At 42.9% G+C, this 17221-nt stretch carries 16 protein-coding genes, 1 riboswitch and 1 other annotated feature; of the genes, 12 read left to right on the plus strand and 4 right to left on the minus strand.

All coding sequences use genetic code 11. The features are described 5' to 3' along the window. Position 1 precedes the first annotated feature (1 nt). Positions 2–568 carry a Gx transporter family protein gene (locus GOP56_RS21365; protein ID WP_003338964.1) on the minus strand — a complete coding sequence of 189 codons (567 nt, stop codon included), beginning with the start codon at positions 566–568 and terminating at the stop codon, positions 2–4. After that, the gene (locus GOP56_RS21370; RefSeq protein ID WP_163246585.1) at positions 552–938 is read right to left on the minus strand and encodes a NusG domain II-containing protein; all 387 of its coding nucleotides are present in this window, start codon (positions 936–938) and stop codon (positions 552–554) included. The genes GOP56_RS21365 and GOP56_RS21370 overlap by 17 nt, the downstream gene beginning before the upstream one ends. Positions 939–1192: 254 nt before the next feature. Here GOP56_RS21370 and GOP56_RS21375 point away from each other — a divergent pair, with 254 nt between their 5' ends. From GOP56_RS21375 to GOP56_RS21410, 8 genes are all read left to right on the plus strand, one after another. After that, positions 1193–2245, plus strand: a complete 1053-nt coding sequence (locus GOP56_RS21375) for an FAD:protein FMN transferase (RefSeq protein ID WP_003335046.1) — start codon at positions 1193–1195, stop codon at positions 2243–2245. Positions 2246–2428: 183 nt separating this feature from the next. After that, on the plus strand, positions 2429–3346 hold the full coding sequence (gene ytxC / locus GOP56_RS21380) for a putative sporulation protein YtxC (RefSeq protein WP_035317835.1): 918 nt from the start codon (positions 2429–2431) through the stop codon (positions 3344–3346). 333 nt (positions 3347–3679) lie between these two features. Beyond that, positions 3680–5593 (plus strand): threonine--tRNA ligase, encoded by a 1914-nt coding sequence (gene thrS / locus GOP56_RS21385; RefSeq protein ID WP_022584098.1) that lies wholly within the window; start codon positions 3680–3682, stop codon positions 5591–5593. A 66-nt stretch (positions 5594–5659) separates the two neighbouring features. Continuing rightward, positions 5660–5812, plus strand: a sequence feature (ribosomal protein L20 leader region). A 126-nt stretch (positions 5813–5938) separates the two neighbouring features. After that, positions 5939–6448 (plus strand): translation initiation factor IF-3, encoded by a 510-nt coding sequence (infC, locus tag GOP56_RS21390; protein ID WP_003335043.1) that lies wholly within the window; start codon positions 5939–5941, stop codon positions 6446–6448. Between the two features lie 24 nt (positions 6449–6472). Further along, complete coding sequence (gene rpmI / locus GOP56_RS21395; RefSeq protein ID WP_003335042.1) at positions 6473–6670, plus strand: 50S ribosomal protein L35; 198 nt, start codon at positions 6473–6475, stop codon at positions 6668–6670. 101 nt (positions 6671–6771) lie between these two features. Next, a complete protein-coding gene (gene rplT, locus GOP56_RS21400; protein WP_003335040.1) occupies positions 6772–7131 on the plus strand; it encodes a 50S ribosomal protein L20 in 360 nt (119 codons plus the stop codon). 129 nt (positions 7132–7260) lie between these two features. Further along, a riboswitch (SAM riboswitch) is annotated at positions 7261–7369 on the plus strand. A gap of 97 nt (positions 7370–7466) precedes the next feature. Then, positions 7467–8630: a PLP-dependent transferase gene (locus GOP56_RS21405; RefSeq protein ID WP_003338960.1), complete on the plus strand. Its 1164-nt coding sequence runs from the start codon at positions 7467–7469 to the stop codon at positions 8628–8630. After that, positions 8627–9793, plus strand: a complete 1167-nt coding sequence (locus tag GOP56_RS21410) for an aminotransferase class I/II-fold pyridoxal phosphate-dependent enzyme (RefSeq protein WP_163246586.1) — start codon at positions 8627–8629, stop codon at positions 9791–9793. Before GOP56_RS21405 ends, GOP56_RS21410 begins: the two co-directional genes overlap by 4 nt. Positions 9794–9953: 160 nt before the next feature. Here the strand turns inward: GOP56_RS21410 and GOP56_RS21415 are convergent, their stop codons facing one another. After that, complete coding sequence (locus tag GOP56_RS21415; protein WP_003335037.1) at positions 9954–10160, minus strand: DUF3906 family protein; 207 nt, start codon at positions 10158–10160, stop codon at positions 9954–9956. Between the two features lie 91 nt (positions 10161–10251). Continuing rightward, positions 10252–11877, minus strand: coding sequence for a nitrite/sulfite reductase (locus tag GOP56_RS21420; protein ID WP_163246587.1), 1626 nt, complete (start codon positions 11875–11877; stop codon positions 10252–10254). A gap of 297 nt (positions 11878–12174) precedes the next feature. On the opposite strand from GOP56_RS21420, the gene GOP56_RS21425 reads away from it, so the two are divergent. The 4 genes from GOP56_RS21425 (at position 12175) to ilvN (ending at position 17174) form a co-directional block, all read left to right on the plus strand. Then, positions 12175–12867 (plus strand): phosphoadenylyl-sulfate reductase, encoded by a 693-nt coding sequence (locus GOP56_RS21425; RefSeq protein WP_163246588.1) that lies wholly within the window; start codon positions 12175–12177, stop codon positions 12865–12867. Positions 12868–12921: 54 nt separating this feature from the next. Then, a complete protein-coding gene (gene sat / locus GOP56_RS21430) occupies positions 12922–14094 on the plus strand; it encodes a sulfate adenylyltransferase (RefSeq protein ID WP_254068502.1) in 1173 nt (390 codons plus the stop codon). A gap of 853 nt (positions 14095–14947) precedes the next feature. Beyond that, positions 14948–16672, plus strand: coding sequence for a biosynthetic-type acetolactate synthase large subunit (gene ilvB, locus GOP56_RS21435; RefSeq protein WP_163246590.1), 1725 nt, complete (start codon positions 14948–14950; stop codon positions 16670–16672). Between the two features lies 1 nt (position 16673). Further along, positions 16674–17174 (plus strand): acetolactate synthase small subunit, encoded by a 501-nt coding sequence (ilvN, locus tag GOP56_RS21440; protein WP_163246591.1) that lies wholly within the window; start codon positions 16674–16676, stop codon positions 17172–17174. Positions 17175–17221: the final 47 nt, after the last annotated feature.

Raw genomic sequence — 17221 nt, forward strand, 5'->3', positions numbered from 1 at the left:
CTTAGTCGACTGGAACGTAAGGCTGAAATAAAGCCATCTTGGATAAAGAACGAATTAAATAACGGACAGCAATACCAATAAATACTCCGGTAAGAATTCCTGTTATGAGTAAGGCTGGCAGATAATAAAATATTTTGCTTGTCTGAAAAATAAGTACAGCCGCAGTTAACTGCCCAATATTATGTGCCACCCCACCTAGAATACTAATCCCGATCAGGCTAAAGGATTTTCCGGTTAGCTTCATTAATCCGAACATAACGATGAAGCTAAATACAGCACCAAAAAAACTAAATAAAAAACTGGAGAACGTACCTAAAATCATGGCTGTTAACAGTGTTTTTAAGATGATCAGGGTAAAGGCGTCCTTACCAGATAAAAAATACAGGCAGGAAAGTACCATGATGTTAGCTAGTCCAAGCTTGGCCCCGGGCAACTGTAAGTTAATGGGGAGGGTTGATTCGATCAATCCAAGCACCACAGATACGGCAGCGAAGATGGCGATAATCACTGCTTTTTTTAATGCCTGTGATTGGGTATTTACCTGTGAAGAATTATTTGGCAAGGCCATCTACGTCAGCTCCTTCATCTGAAACGATTTCCACCAATACGCGATGAGGCAAGCAAACGATGGTTTGACTAGGATCAGTGATAAACCCGAAGGATAGGCAAACCTTATCATCACAATCAGCATCAACCATTTCTATGCCATAATCATGTATCTTCAGGATATTTTGGCCGTGCTCGGTATCAACCTTAATGGTTTGTTCTTCTTTGGTAAGTTCAATGGCTTTGTATAATTGGTTATTTACGGTAATCTTTGCTACTTTATGGACATTGTGCATTTTTTCACTTGAATCTGTACCAAACGAACGAGGCACAAGAAAAGCCAGAGCCACGACGAGCACAATGCCAATTAAAATAAAATCCGCTCGTTTCATGTTTTTGTCTCCTGTTATCATTTTTTCTCATTTTCTAAACATGCAGTGTCAATACGTATTATACACGATCTAAAATATGGAGGTGTGATACTCTTCCTTTCCAAAATATTATCCTAGTGGTATAATGCGCCACGTTCACTTTTGTCCGAAAGTCTACGTTTACAAGAGTGATTCTTTGGATAAGAGCGGGTAAAACTCCCGTAATGACCTTACTTTTGGCTCGAAACGGGAAAAGACAGCGGAGGACTGGCAACATGAAACCCAAATTTGCGCTTCTGTTTTTTTTACTATTCAGTCTCATCGTAAATGGCTGTGTCTCTAAACCTGATGAAGAAATTGTGAAAAATGCAATCCAACCACATTCTGAAAGCTTTTTTATTTATGACACGATTGTGACTGTACGTGTATATGATGACCAAGTGACAGACAAGCATTTTAAAGATCTGGAAGCCCGTATGAAAGAAATCGAATTCCATTTAAGCCGCACCTTGCAAGGCAGTGAGGTTTATCGAATCAATGAACAAGCGGGAAAACAAGCAGTTCCTGTATCTGAGGAGACGTATGGAGTCATCAAGAAAGCCGTGAAATTTGCAGAGCTATCAGAAGGAAAGTTTGATCCAGCGATCGGGCCATTAGTGAGTTTATGGAATATTGGGCAGGATAATGCTAAGGTACCTTCCGAGGAGAAGCTTAAAGAGGCGTTACAGGTGATTGATTATCATCAAATCGTCTTAGATGATGCGAAAAGAACGGTGTTTTTAAAACAGCCGGGCATGGCGATTGATCTAGGTGGAATAGGCAAAGGATATGCTGCTGACCAAATTGCTGCCTATTTAACAGAAAAAGGCTTTAACAGTGCCATTATTGATTTAGGTGGAAATATATTAGCATTGGGAAAGAAACCGGATGGAAAGGATTGGGTGATTGGGATTCAAGATCCTGATCGCAACCGTGGAAATCAATTAGGAAAATTGAAGGTTATCAATAAGACAGTGGTTACCTCAGGAATTTATGAACGTTATTTTGAAGAAAATGGTAAGCATTATCATCATATATTAAATCCAGCTACAGGATTTCCTGTGGACAATCATTTGTTTAGCGTTAGCGTTATCACGAATGAATCTGCCGATGCAGACGCATTGTCAACGACCGGTTTTGCATTAGGGCTTGAAAAAGGCATGTCATTTATGGAAAGCTTGCCCCATGTCGAGGCGATTTTTATTACAAAAGACAAAAATGTCTACATTACCAGCGGATTAAAAGGCAATTGGGAATTGACAAATGAACAGTATAAAATGGCTAATTAAATAAAGACTGAGATTTTCATGAGTCACAAAAATAAAATATTTGCAGTTTGCTAGCACCCTTTTTACTCGATAAAACCGTCAGATGAACGTAGCGTTCGTTTGATGGTTTTTCCAATGGTTTAAAAGTATATCGCCAAGGCTTGGGCATATACTGATTGTATAAACGGGTGGGGGGTGAACCACGTGCAAACAGTATCCGTATTCCTACAAACAACAAATCAACATTACATTGAGAGGTTCTGCCATATTCTCCAGAGCATGCAGGAGAAAATAGATACATCCCCTGTTCGCATTGAATGTCGAGTAGAGGAGCATGGATGTCATACGCAGTTTCGCTTTGTGAGTTGGTCACGGGAAGAGTATACCTGTGAGACCCTGGAATATATGGCTTCCTTTGTTGCTTTACTGGTTACTGAATGGACTGTGCAGGTTATAGAAGTAGAATTGTTGCGCACCTTTTTAAAACGAAAAGCAAAAGGAGCGTTTATTCATAAGTTTGACGAAATTTATCCTTATATTCAATTTGTATTCCATGAGTTAGACGAAGTACGGGAAAATATGAACCGATCTACGCGCAAAGCGGCCATTTACGAACAGGTATTCCGCTATCTGGATGAAGAACAGTACCTATATTTGGAAGGTTTTGTGAAATTCCGCTTGAAAAATTATCGTATCCTGTTGGACAAGGCCTTTGAAATGGGATTGCAGCAATATCAGCAGGATAAGGAATATCAGGAGTTTGTCGAATTACTGCGCTTCTTTGTATCGAAACAGGAGCATCGTTATCCGCTCGTTCATGTTGTGCTGCGGGAAACGCAAGAATTCATTATGTACGATCAAGACGATACCAAAATAGACCTAAGCCAAGTAGATACCATTTTAGGGTTCAGACCGGATCGACAAGAGGATCATATCATGAGTGCATTAATTGCGCTTGCACCGGAGAAGATCGTTATACACGGGGTGGAAGATAGCAACGTTTTGATGCAAACGATGCGGGCTGTATTTGGAGATCGTGTATTAGCGTGTGTGAGTTGTGCTCATTGTTTAACGACTCCTGGAAATCTTGACTTCCAATTCTCCAGTCACTATAATACATAAGTAATAAGAGTCAAATACAGTGAGAAGGACAAGAATCTTGTTTTAGCGTTATAGAGAGGAGAGCCCTGGCTGAAAGCTCACCACGCAGCGAACAATGATTTACCACCTTCGAGTAGCAACTGGGAACGGCATTTAGCCTAGTATCGGTTAGCCGGTGTAAAAGCCGTTATCGTTTACGTAGAGGGATTTATCCATGCTTTAGAGGATAAGTCTGAACTAGGGTGGTACCACGAGAAATAGCGCTCGTCCCTTTTGGGATTGAGCGTTTTTTTATTTTTTCAAGCCTGAGATGACTCGGGTAAAAGATACACATACGGAAGGGAAGTTATGAAAATGGCGCAAGTAAAAGTAACTCTGCCAGACGGCTCTATTCGTGAATACGAAGCGGGCGTAACAATTGAAGATATTGCAGGGTCCATTAGCACCAGCTTGAAGAAAAAAGCGATAGCAGGAAAAGTAAATGGAAAGGTTGTAGATGTAACTACACCTATTCATGAAGATACAAACGTGGAAATCGTGACGCTAGATACGAAGGATGGCCTAGAGGTATACCGCCACAGTACAGCCCATTTGCTAGCTCAGGCGGTAAAGCGTGTATTTGGAAACGATGTGAAATTGGGGATTGGTCCTGTTATTGAAGACGGTTTTTACTACGACATGGATATCCCTGTTAGTTTAGCTCCTGAGGATTTAATCAAATTGGAAGCTGAAATGAACAAGATCATCAAGGAAAACTTGAAGATCGAGCGTAAAGAAGTAAGTCGTGAAGAAGCATTACGCATTTTTGGTGAATTAAATGATCATTTGAAGCTAGAATTGATTCGTGATTTACCAGAGGGTTCCGTCATTACAATGTATCATCAGGGTGAATTTTTCGACCTATGCCGTGGACCGCATTTGCCTTCCACTGGAGTAATCAAAGCGTTCAAATTGATGAGTGTAGCAGGAGCTTACTGGCGTGGCAACTCGGATAACCAAGTATTACAACGCGTATACGGTACAGCGTTCCCGAAAAAGGCAGAACTAGATGAACACTTGCACTTCTTAGAAGAAGCGAAGAAACGTGATCATCGTAAATTGGGAAAAGAACTAAGCTTGTACATGTTCTCTGAAGAAGCACCAGGTATGCCTTTCTATCTGCCAAATGGTATGACGATCCGCAACGAGCTAGAGCAATTCTCACGTCGTTTGCAGGACCTAGCTTTATACGAGGAAGTTCGTACACCATTCATGATGAACCAACGCTTATGGGAGCAATCTGGTCACTGGGATCACTACCATGAGAATATGTATTTCTCTGAAGTAGACAATACAACGTTTGCCCTTAAACCGATGAACTGTCCAGGGCACATGCTGATTTATAAAAACGAGATGCATTCTTATCGCGATCTACCGATTCGTTATTCCGAATTTGGGCAGGTACATCGTCATGAGTTCTCTGGGGCACTAAATGGTATGCTGCGTGTTCGTACGTTCTGTCAGGATGATGCACACGTATTCGTGCGTCCTGATCAAATCGAAGCAGAAATCAAAGGCATGATCCAACTTATTGATAGAATCTACAGCGTATTTGGCTTTAAATACAGTGTAGAGCTATCTACTCGTCCAGAGGATTCCATGGGTTCTGATGAGCTATGGGAAATTGCAGAGAACTCTCTGAAAAACGTATTGGATGAGCTAGGAATGGAATACGAAATCAATGAAGGCGATGGAGCATTCTATGGTCCTAAAATTGACTTCCAAATTACAGATGCTCTGAAACGCAGTCACCAATGCGGAACAATTCAGCTAGACTTCCAATTACCTGAGAAATTTGACCTAAGCTACATTGGTCAAGATAACGAAAAGCATCGTCCAGTTGTCCTGCACCGTGCTATGTATGGTTCACTAGACCGCTTTATCGGTATTCTAGTGGAGCACTATGGCGGAGCGTTCCCAACTTGGCTTGCACCAATCCAAGCGCGTTTGATGACAATTAACGAAGTGCATGTTCCTTATGCAGAGGAAGTGCGCAAGCAATTGCTACAAGCAGGTATTCGTGTTGAACTGGATTCTCGCAATGAAAAAATTGGTTACAAAATCCGCGAAGCTCAAATGCAAAAAATCCCGTACATGCTGGTTATCGGGGAAAAAGAGATGGAAGAGGGAGCTTTATCCGTACGCAAACGTGGAGAAGGCGATCTAGGCAGCAAGCCAGTTGCTGAGGTGTTGGCTCATCTTCAAAACGAGATTTTAGAGAGAAAATAAGCTGCAAAGCTTGACAAACACCTAATTGTTATGTAAAATTACTGGGTGTGATAACTTCACATTTCGAGATTGAAGCAGAAGCGCCCAGCTTCTCACCTGAATCGACGTCTAGCTGGACAGTTGACGGGTCTAACGTATGCAAAGCCTCCGATTGATTCGTTGTTTTGCTAAAGGTGAGATTAAATGCGGGCGCTATAGCGTCCGCATTTTTATGTATGTGGCGGTTGATGATGATTGATCGCCACATGCTTATGAAAAGCTTTCAACTATGCAAGAACAGCTTTTCTATTATCCGTTTTTGCTCTCGAAAGACTATGGAGGTGGCAAATCATTAGCAAGGATCAAATGTTGGTAAATGAGGCGATTCGTGCTCGAGAAGTACGCTTAATTGGTGCTAACGGTGACCAACTAGGTGTAGTACCACTAAGAGAAGCATTACGTATTGCACAAGAATCTGATTTAGATCTTGTAAACGTAGCTCCTACAGCAAAACCTCCCGTTTGCCGTATCATGGACTTTGGTAAGTTCAAGTATGAGCAATCGAAAAAGGAGAAAGAAGCTCGCAAGAATCAAAAAATTGTTGAGCTGAAGGAAGTTCGTTTTTCCTCTAACATTGAGGAGCACGATTTCCAAACGAAACTTCGCAATGTGCTAAAGTTTCTGGGTGAAGAACACAAAGTGAAATGTACGATTCGTTTCCGCGGTCGTGAAATTACCCACTCTGAAATCGGACAACAGGTGCTGGAACGTGTAGCAGCCGCTTGTGAACAAGTAGCAACGGTTGAACGCAAACCAAAAATTGAAGGTCGTAGCATGATTATGATCTTAGCTCCAACTCCGAAATCGGAAAAATAGGATACGAGACAGGAGGATTTCCCAATGCCTAAAATGAAAACTCACAGTGGAGCAGCAAAACGCTTCAAAAAGACTGGTAGCGGTCGTTTGAAACGTGATTCTGCTTACACGAGCCATTTGTTTGCTAACAAGAGCACTAAAGCGAAGCGTCATCTTCGCAAAGGTGGAATGGTTTCTAAAGGAGACCAAAAACGCATTGAGCAAATGATCACTTACTTGTAAGATTCATTTCTGCTCATTTTCCGCAACGAAAAATTTTCTAGCATGAGCCCCATAAGCGTCTATAGAGAGACCGCCATGCTACAGATCAGGAGGAATTGATTATGCCAAGAGTAAAAGGTGGCATTGTGACACGTCGTCGTCATAAGAAAATCTTGAAATTAGCCAAAGGTTACTTTGGTTCTAAACACCGTCTGTTTAAATCCGCTAATGCACAAGTAATGAAGTCCCTGATGTATGCTTATCGTGACCGTCGTCAGAAAAAACGTGACTTCCGCAAATTGTGGATCACTCGTATCAATGCACAAGCTCGCATGAATGGTCTTTCTTACAGCCGTTTAATGCACGGTTTGAAACTAGCTGGTGTTGAAGTAAACCGCAAAATGTTGGCTGATCTAGCTGTTAACGATAAAGCAGCTTTCAACGACATTGCAGCAGTTGCTAAAAGCAAATTGAACGCGTAATACCGTTCTTTTAGAAAAAGGCTGTCGAATTTATTCGGCAGCCTTTTTTGATTGATGCGAAAGAAAACCACTTGACATCGTTTAAAGTGTCTGATAATTTTAGAATCAACACAAATTGAATAGCATGACTTCTTATCCAGAGAGGCGGAGGGACTGGCCCGTTGATGCCCGGCAACCACTTGTTTATTGCAAGATGGTGCTAATTCCTGCAGGACAATTTTGTTCTGAAAGATGAGAAGGTTTGCTTACGGATTTCTTTGCGTAGCCAAAGCCTTCTTTCATCGAAAGAGGGCTTTTTTGTTTGGAAATAAGGCGAGATAGAGGAGTGGAACAGGATGCATATTGACACACGTTTGGCACAAATCGGGGTAGGGAAAGACAAAACAACAGGATCGCTCAGCTTTCCGATCTATCATGCAACAGCTTACCGACATCCAGCATTGGGGGAAAGCACAGGTTTTGATTATACGCGGACGGCTAATCCGACGCGAGCGGTACTTGAGGAAGCAATCGCTAATCTAGAGGGAGGAGACGGTGGCTTTGCCTGCTCTTCCGGAATGGCAGCGATACAAACAATAGTAGGCTTATTCTCCTACGGCGACCATTTGGTTGTTTCGCTTGATCTATATGGCGGGACATATCGATTATTCGAGCAAATCATGAAACGATACGGTATAACCTGCACGTATGTTGATATGTGTCAGCCAGAGCTAGTGGAGGCTGCTATTACTAGTCAAACACGCGCTTTGTTCATCGAAACCCCTACCAATCCCCTTATGCAAATTACAGATTTGAAATGCATGATTGATATTGCCAAACGCTATCAATTGCTATCCATTGTTGACAATACATTTATGACCCCCTATTATCAGCGACCGTTGGAGTTAGGAGCAGATATCGTCTTTCATAGTGCTACGAAGTATTTAGCTGGACATAATGATGTGCTATCTGGCTTGATCGTGACGAAGGGTGCTGATCTGACCGAAAAGATCGGTTTCTTGCATAATTCTATAGGAGCAGTGCTTGGCCCGCAGGATTGCTGGTTGGTGATACGTGGATTAAAAACATTGGCATTACGCATGGAGCGTCATCAATCAAATGCTTTTGCTGTGGCTGCATTTTTGCAAACTCACCCAGCGGTGTCAGAAGTCTTTTACCCTGGATTACCTACTCATCCGGGATATGATAGTCAGACGAAACAAGCAAGTGGCTACAGTGGAATGGTTTCCTTTCGCATTAAGGAACAATCAATGGTCGCTATCTTTTTAGAGCAATTACGAGTGATTTCATTTGCAGAAAGCCTAGGCGGTGTAGAATCCTTATGCACCTATCCTGCAACACAGACACATGCCGATATACCAGTAGAAGTACGGGAGCATGTAGGAGTCTGCAACCGATTGTTGCGTCTATCAGTAGGAGTTGAACATCCAAAAGATTTGATCGCTGACCTAACCTTTGCCTTGGATAAATGTTTACAAATAGAGGAGTGTATCCGATGAACTTTGCAACCAAAATCCTTCATGGTGCGTGTGGAATGGATCGTATAACGGGAGCTTCAAGCATCCCAATCTACCAAGCCTCTACTTTTCATCAACAAGATATTGATCAGCCTGGTACCTACGATTATGCAAGATCAGGGAACCCTACGCGGCAGGCGTTAGAAGAGACGATTGCCGCGTTAGAGGGGGGAGAACGGGGTTTTGCTTTTTCATCTGGAATGGCTGCCATTTCCAGCGTATTTCTTTTATTTTCAAGTGGCGATCACTTGGTAGTGGCCGAGGATGTCTATGGCGGAACATTTCGCTTTTTAACAACCGTGCTTGAACGGATGCAAATTGAAGTGACCTTTGTGGATACAACTCAACTGTCTTTCGTGGAGGCAGTGATTCAACCAAATACGAGGGCCATATTTTTAGAAACACCCTCCAATCCGACATTAAAGGTGACTGATTTGCGTGGGGTGATTGCAATTGCTAAACGACACGGGCTATTGACGATCGTGGACAATACTTTCTTGACTCCCTACTACCAGCGACCGCTGGAGTTAGGAGCTGATATTGTGTTGCATAGTGCGACCAAGTTTATCGGTGGTCACAGTGATGTGGTTGCAGGTCTGGCAGTGACAAAAACAAAGGAGCTAGGACAAAAATTATATGCGATTCAAAATGGATTTGGCGCCATTCTTGGCGTGCAGGATAGCTGGCTAGTAATGCGGGGCTTAAAAACCTTAAAGGCACGTTTGGATATTTCAACCCGAAATGCTGCCATTGTAGCAGACCATTTAGCAGAGCATCCTTTGGTCAAAAATGTCTACTATACGGGTTTGCCGACTCATGCTGGCCACAAAATTCAAGAGAATCAAGCAAATGGACACGGGGCTGTGCTTTCGTTTGACCTGGGAAGTCGAGCGCGGGTAAAGGCTTTATTTGAAAATGTGCAATATGCTCTCGTAGGAGTTAGCCTTGGAGGAGTGGAAAGTATTTTATCCTATCCAGCGCAGATGTCACATGCGGCGATGCCGAAAGCGGAGCGAGAAAAGCGTGGCATTACAGATGGATTAGTAAGGCTATCGCTTGGTATAGAGGATGTAACGGACGTATTGGCAGACCTAGAGCGTGGCTTGAAGGCGGGGGAGAGAATAGAGGAGCAGGTGAATGTGTAGGAATGAGTAAACGTAGTAAAAAGTTCGGATTTATCGGAGTAAATAACCATTCTGTTTACCAAAAATAGGGTAAATCATGTATGAAAAAAAGAAATGAAAGCAAAAAGAAATCCAGCCTTTCTCTGACCTCCTATCAGATGTAGCTGGATTTCTTTTTGTGCTAGGAAATAGCAAACACGTATCCTTTCCCTTTTTCTATATACTTTTTTTCAAGTAAGGTACTAGTTTTGATAGTGGGAGTTGGGTGGAATTGGCGCTTGGTAAGAGCATGAGCGGTGTGAAAGGCTGCTTCCTCCGTTTCCGCAATAACGGCAGCTACCAGATTTTTTTCCTCAGTTGTTACAATCTCGACATGATATAGATACATGATATTCCCCTCTTTTCATACTTGCTGAGCTCAAATGAGGGTTCTAACAATACCCGCATTAGATGACTCTAGCTAATCAAACCAGTATTCTCTACACATTCACACTAGCAATAATCTGTGTAAAATGCTCCTGAATGTTAGCGACTCCGAACCTACGAGCGAACTGGTGAAACTTTTCTCCCGATTCACGGTTGGTTTTAAACAACTCCACTAGCTGAGCGATGACAGGAGCTACTCGATCAGCGACAACGCGTCCTTTTAAACGGCTGTTAAATTGGGCATCTGGACCAAGACTGCCTCCGACGAAAAAATCATAGGCGTCCACTGTGCCTTCTGCCGTTTTAACCAAAGAACCCTGTAGTCCAATATCGGCTATCTGTTGCTGACCACACGAATTGGGGCATCCGATCATGTGAATTCTTATGGGGGTATCGATTTCCACATGTTCATCTAGCCAGTGAGCGATAGAAGTCATCCGCGCTTTTGTCTCAACGATTGCCAGATTGCAAAATTCATTGCCCGTACAGGAAACAGCGTGCCCAATAAATGTTCGTGGCGTCGGGGAATAACGAGTGAGTAAGGCTTCTGCAAGCAAGGAATCCAGATGTTCATCGGGAATGTTTGACAGGATGATATTTTGGGAATTGGTAGTCCGTATCGAGCCGTTTCCATAACGATCGGCTAAATCGGCCAGCTCAGCTAAATCCTCAGCAGTGAGTCGTCCTACAGGCAATAATAGTCCCACATAATGTAAACCGGGCTGTTTTTGTTTATGGACACCAGTAAAGTAGCCTGCATTCCAGCCAACTGTCCGATCGTCTCCATGCTCTTCTAATGGCCCAGTCAATTCGAGTAATTTCTCAGTAAATTTTTCAGGACCCCAATCTGCCATTAAAAATTTAAGACGAGCCTGATGTCTCTTTTCGCGATAACCATAATCTCGAAAAATACGCGTCACAGCATCTGCCACCTTTACAACCTCTGTGGGCAAAACAAAGATAGGGAGCTGCTTTGCTAGATAAGGCTTAGCTGACAAACCGCCGCCTACCCAGACATGAAAGCCAATCTGTTCCTGACCATGTATGATTTTAGAGGCTGGCGTAAAGGCGAGATCATTTATCTCTGCATGGCCGGTATTATAGATATTTGCTGAAATGGATAATTTATATTTGCGTGGGAGGTTTGAGAATTCAGGGTTTAATAAAAAATGCTCTTCTAGTTGTTGTACTAGGGGTTCGGTATCCATGAGTTCGTGAGGGTCAATACCTGAGAGTGGATTTCCGACAATTGTACGCGGAACATCTCCGCAAGCCTCATAAGAGAATAATCCTACATGCTCTAAGCGATCAAATATATCAGGGAGATCAGGTGTTGTCAGCCAATGAAACTGCACCGCCTGTCGGGTTGTGATATCTACTAGATTTCGCCCATATTCCCGACTGATCTCTGCGAGAGCTCTTGCTTGATCTGCTCGTAAAATCCCTCCTGGAATTCGGACTCTCATCATAAAAAAACCATTGCCTTTAGGTTTTTGCTCATAGATTCCTGCCCATTTAAAAAAGGCGAGATCGTCAGCGGAGAACGCTTGGTAGCCCTTTGAACCTAGTTGTCGAATCTTCTCGATAATATCCAAGCCGTCTCGTTCTAATTTGGTTAGTTCAAACGCATTTAATTTGCTCTTATCTGCTTCCCAAGGGCGAGATTGTTGATTGCTCATTTTCAATGATCCTCCCTTAATTCATATTGATTTTGTCGGAATACTTTGAACTGAGTATAACCGCTGGAAACAACGAGGTCAACGATAAAAAACGAAATAGTTTGAATTGACACAACAAAAAGAAATGACTATCATGTAGGGCAAAAGCTTCTAAATCCTACTTTTCAACTTGGTTTTAAGTCTCAGGAGCTTATCGATTCTCTGGTAAGTGTCTGAGCAATCTCAGTAGGCAAGCATCCCCAGGGGAACGTGCTACATAAGATGAGTAGGTGATAGCTGAGGAGGAGAGATAGAGCAATGAACAAATTGACCTTACCCGAGATTGGATCGTTGGCCAATCGGTTCGAGCATGCAAAAGCAGAGGAATTATTGACTTGGGCAACGCAAAACTATGGTGCCGGCATTGTACTTGCATCTAGCTTCGGGGCCGAGGATGTGGTGTTAATTGATATGCTGCAAAAAATTGCGCCAAAAACGCCTGTGTTTTATCTGGATACAAATAAACATTTTAGAGAGACATATGAAACGCGTGATCGACTTGAGAAGCATTATGCCACCTCTTTTATTAGGGTGTCACCGTTACTGACCCTAGAAGAACAGCGTATCCAGTATGGAGATGAGCTGTGGAAAAGCAATCCTACAGCCTGTTGTAACATTCGCAAGGTAGAGCCGCTAAAACGTATTTTGAGCAACTACGAGGCTTGGATTACAGGGATTCGCCGCGAACAGGCTCCAACGCGTGCCAACAGCAAAAAGATAGAGTGGGACGAAAAATTTGGTCTGCTAAAATGCAATCCGCTAGCAGCATGGACGAGTGAGGATGTATGGACATATATCCGCAAGCATGATGTTATTTACAATCCGCTACACGATCAAAATTATCCGAGCATCGGTTGTTCAGTCTGTACCCGCGTGGTGCTCCCCGGGGAAGATTCCCGTGCCGGACGTTGGTCAGGTTTTGAAAAAACAGAGTGTGGTTTACACAAATAAATTCCCTGCATAAAGACGACAGTGAGGAATGTTTAGAAAGGAATGAGAATAATCGTGGCAGAACACTATCTAGCTCATGGTGGGACTCTGGTAAATCGTTTGTTATCTCCTGTATTCGTAGAAGAGAATAACCAACGCTTACTTCCCTATCGTTTCGTTACTGTGGATGAATGGACTTTGTCTGATATTGATTGTATAGGGATTGGAGCCTTTTCTCCGCTAAAGGGTTTTCTAACAGAAGAAGAGTATGATTCAGTGGTAGAGCACATGCGCTTGCCTGATGGAACGGTTTGGTCGGTACCGATCACATTGGCAGTACCTGAAGAGTTTAGCGATTTAGCTGTTGGTGAGAAGCTGGTGTTACGCGGACAGGATGGTAAGAATTATGCTGTCCTTACGGTTCGGGATGTCTACCTGCCGGACAAAAAGAGAGAAGCTCTTCAAGTATATAAAACGACTGATCTAGCTCACCCTGGAGTAGCTAAGCTATATCAACGCCCTGCTTTTTACGTAGGTGGGAGTATACAGGTAATTCAACGTCCACAACCAGAGCTGTTTGCCAATTATTATTATACCCCAAGTGAAACGAGAGATTTTTTTAGAAGGCTTGGTTGGAAAAGTATCGTAGGCTTTCAAACAAGAAATCCAGTACATCGTGCACATGAATATATTCAGAAGGCGGCTTTAGAAATTGTGGATGGGTTATTTTTAAATCCGCTGGTAGGTCAAACAAAATCGGATGATATACCTGCCTCTGTAAGAATGAAGAGCTATTTTGTTTTACTCGAAACGTACTATCCGAAAAATCGTGTTTTTTTGGGAGCCTTTCCAGCGGCAATGCGTTATGCCGGGCCAAGGGAAGCTGTCTTTCATGCCCTAGTAAGAAAGAATTATGGATGCACGCATTTTATCGTGGGACGAGATCATGCTGGTGTTGGCGACTATTATGGCACATATGATGCACAACATATTTTTTCAGAATTTACCCCAGAGGAGCTGGGAATAACGCTCCTGTTTTTTGAGCATAGCTTTTTCTGCCAAGCATGCCAAGGAATGGCTACGACGAAAACATGCCCGCATGACAAAGCGCATCACGTTGCATTATCAGGGACTAAAGTACGGGAATTACTCCGAAATGGCATTACTCCTCCACCAGAATTTTCACGTCCAGAAGTAGCGCAGGTGTTAATACAAGGTCTTCGCGAACGAGAAAAAATGCAAGGATAAACTGTGAACACACAGAAGTAGAGGAATACGAATTGAGAGGGAAAAGTGGATAAATACAGTGAAAAATAGACATACGCAGAGAAATGATAGCTTCTCTGCGTTTTTTTTATGCATTTGGATACATAGGGCGTATGGGGAATAAAACAGCAGATAACTAGGTCGACTATGAATGAGTAGGTATTGAGAAAATAACGAACATTATGTATTTGTATCGTTTTGAATGTTAGTGATTTGTTTAGTTCTGCTTTTAAGGAATATTCGTGTGGGACAAATGCTTCAAAGAAAATTCTTTTTAAAAAAACAGGTATGTGAACAAAAAATCTTGTATGCGCTTTCAGTTATGATCCATAAGAGCCTGATCAATTCTAGTGAGCAATCGTTCGGGAAAAAGTTTAATAAAAAGAATTTGATTTGATTGACACATATTTTCGGGCTGGCTATAATCAGTCATAACAATTATTTTCAGACAATTCACATGACACTTTAAACTGAATTATTTCGATTTGAGAGAATATTTCGATGGCTTTGATGAGGACATGATTGGTTACTCATTCTTTCACAGAGAGTCCGGGATGCTGAGAACCGGATAGGAACGTAATGAATTGCTCGCCTCTGAGCTGTTAGCTGAACGATTTAGGTCTAGTAGGTGTAACCGCTTAGCGCCCGTTATCGCGCTGACAGTCAGAGTTATCACTGACCTGTCCAAGGCTGATCTTCCGCGAGGAATCAGCAAATTTGGGTGGTACCGCGAATCCCTTCGCCCCAATCAGACATCTTTCGTATGTCGGGGTGATGGGATTTTTTTATGCAAAAAAAGACTTTTACTTGCTAAAAGGGATAGGGAGGAGAGAAGATGATCGAGACCGCAGAACAGACGCGGATGTTACCTGAAATGAGATTTGGCGAAGAACTGACAGGGGCAGAAACCCTGTTGCGTTGCCTATTGCTAGAAGGTGTTGAGCATATTTTTGGTTATCCTGGAGGAGCCGTTCTGCCAATTTACGACTCACTCTATGGCAGCCGTTTAAAGCATATTTTGGCAAGGCACGAGCAAGGGGCTATTCACGCAGCCGATGGATACGCAAGAGCAAGTGGAAAAGCGGGAGTAGTAATGGCAACATCAGGGCCAGGGGCTACCAATTTAGTCACAGGCATTGCCACAGCACAAATGGACTCCGTACCGCTCGTCTGCATTACCGGAAACGTTGCCCAAAACATGATTGGAACAGACGCTTTTCAGGAAGCAAACATTACAGGAATTACCATGCCGATTACCAAGCATAACTATTTTATTCGTGATATCCGCGATATTCCGCGCATCATAAAAGAGGCCTTTTATATTGCAACGACAGGTCGTCCAGGTCCGGTGCTGATTGATATTCCCAAGGATGTTTGCAATAGCGTAGCACCGTTTCACCCGCTTGAGGGTGTTAGCGTTCGCGGCTATTCACCTACTTTGATACCCTCAGACGATGAGATGGAGCAATTTATTACAGCGATCAATAAGTCTACACGCCCAGTCATTTTAGCTGGAGGGGGTATTTTAGCTGCTAACGCTCATCAGGAATTACTTGCTTTTGCAGAACTGACCCGCATCCCTGTTATCAGCACATTTATGGGACTAGGAAACTTTCCTGGAACACATGAATTATCACTTGGTATGCCGGGCATGCACGGGAATTATACGGCTAATCAAGCTTTAATTAATGCAGACTGTGTGATTGGTTTAGGAGCACGTTTTGATGATCGCATTACGATGGGGCGCACGAAGGAATTCGCACCAAACGCCACAATTGTCCATGTGGATATCGATCCGGCAGAATTAGGCAAAAATGTTAAAACAGCAGTCTGTGTAGCAGGAGATATCAAAAGTACGTTAGAAAAAGCATTATTACTAGCTAAATCGCTCCAAACCAGTGCATGGCTGAAACAATTGCATGGATGGAAGAAGGCGCACCCGTACAGCTATAAAAAAGATGGTCAGCTTAAACCGCAGGAAGTAATCGAAATGCTTTATGAAACAACAAATGGTGAAGCAATTGTGACAACGGATGTTGGGCAGCATCAGATGTGGAGTGCCCAATATTACAAGGTCAAAAATCCGCGCTCATTTATTTCATCTGGTGGTCTTGGCACGATGGGCTTTGGTTTTCCAGCAGCGATTGGAGCGCAGATTGCTTATCCTGGCCGTACTGTAATCAGCATCGTAGGAGATGGGGGATTCCAGATGACCAATCAGGAGCTAGCGATTTTAGCCCAACACAAGCTTCCTGTCAAAGTGGTTATCATAAATAATCAATGTCTAGGCATGGTGCGGCAATGGCAAGAGATATTCTACGATCAGCGCTATAGTTCGATTGATTTAACATGTAGCCCTGATTTTGTGAAATTAGCAGAAGCCTATGGTATCAGAGGAATGCGAGCTACTACCTCAGCAGAAGCTCGGTCTGTCTGGAAGGAAGCATTGGAATTCAATGGACCTGTAGTAATTGATTTTAGAGTAGCAGCTGGAGAAAACGTGTACCCAATGGTGGCAGCGGGATGCACGCTAGATCAAATGATGCTGGGGGATGAGTAACATGCAGCGACATACATTAGCCCTTTTGGTAAACGACCATCCCGGTGTTCTGACTCGAGTAGCCATACTGTTTGGCCAACGCAATTTTAATATCGACAGTATTACTGTAGGCTCAACAGAAGAAGCAGGTTTGTCCCGAATGATTATTTCAACAAACGGAGATGAGCATCAGCTTGATCAATTGATGAAACAATTGTGTAAGCTTATTGATGTTATCTCGGTAACCCATCTGAGTAAGGACCCGATGGTAGCAAGAGAAATTGCTTTAATTCGAGTTCATGCCGAAGCTGGTCAGCGGACCGAGCTCACTGGTATTGTAGAACCGTTTCGAGCCTCCATTGTCGATATCGGACCCACATCCATTATTATTCAGGCAACTGGTGATAGTGAGAAAATCGATGCTCTGCTAGCTTTGCTATCTCCTTATGGAATTGAAGAATTAACACGCACAGGAAGCGTGGCAATGGCTCGCGGTCTAAGTCTGGAATTAATGCAAGTTTAATCAGTTAATTTAATAGAAATTGAATTTTTAAAATTTACAAATAAAAA

This window comes from Brevibacillus sp. 7WMA2 (assembly GCF_010748895.1).
GTDB lineage: Bacteria > Bacillota > Bacilli > Brevibacillales > Brevibacillaceae > Brevibacillus_B > Brevibacillus_B halotolerans.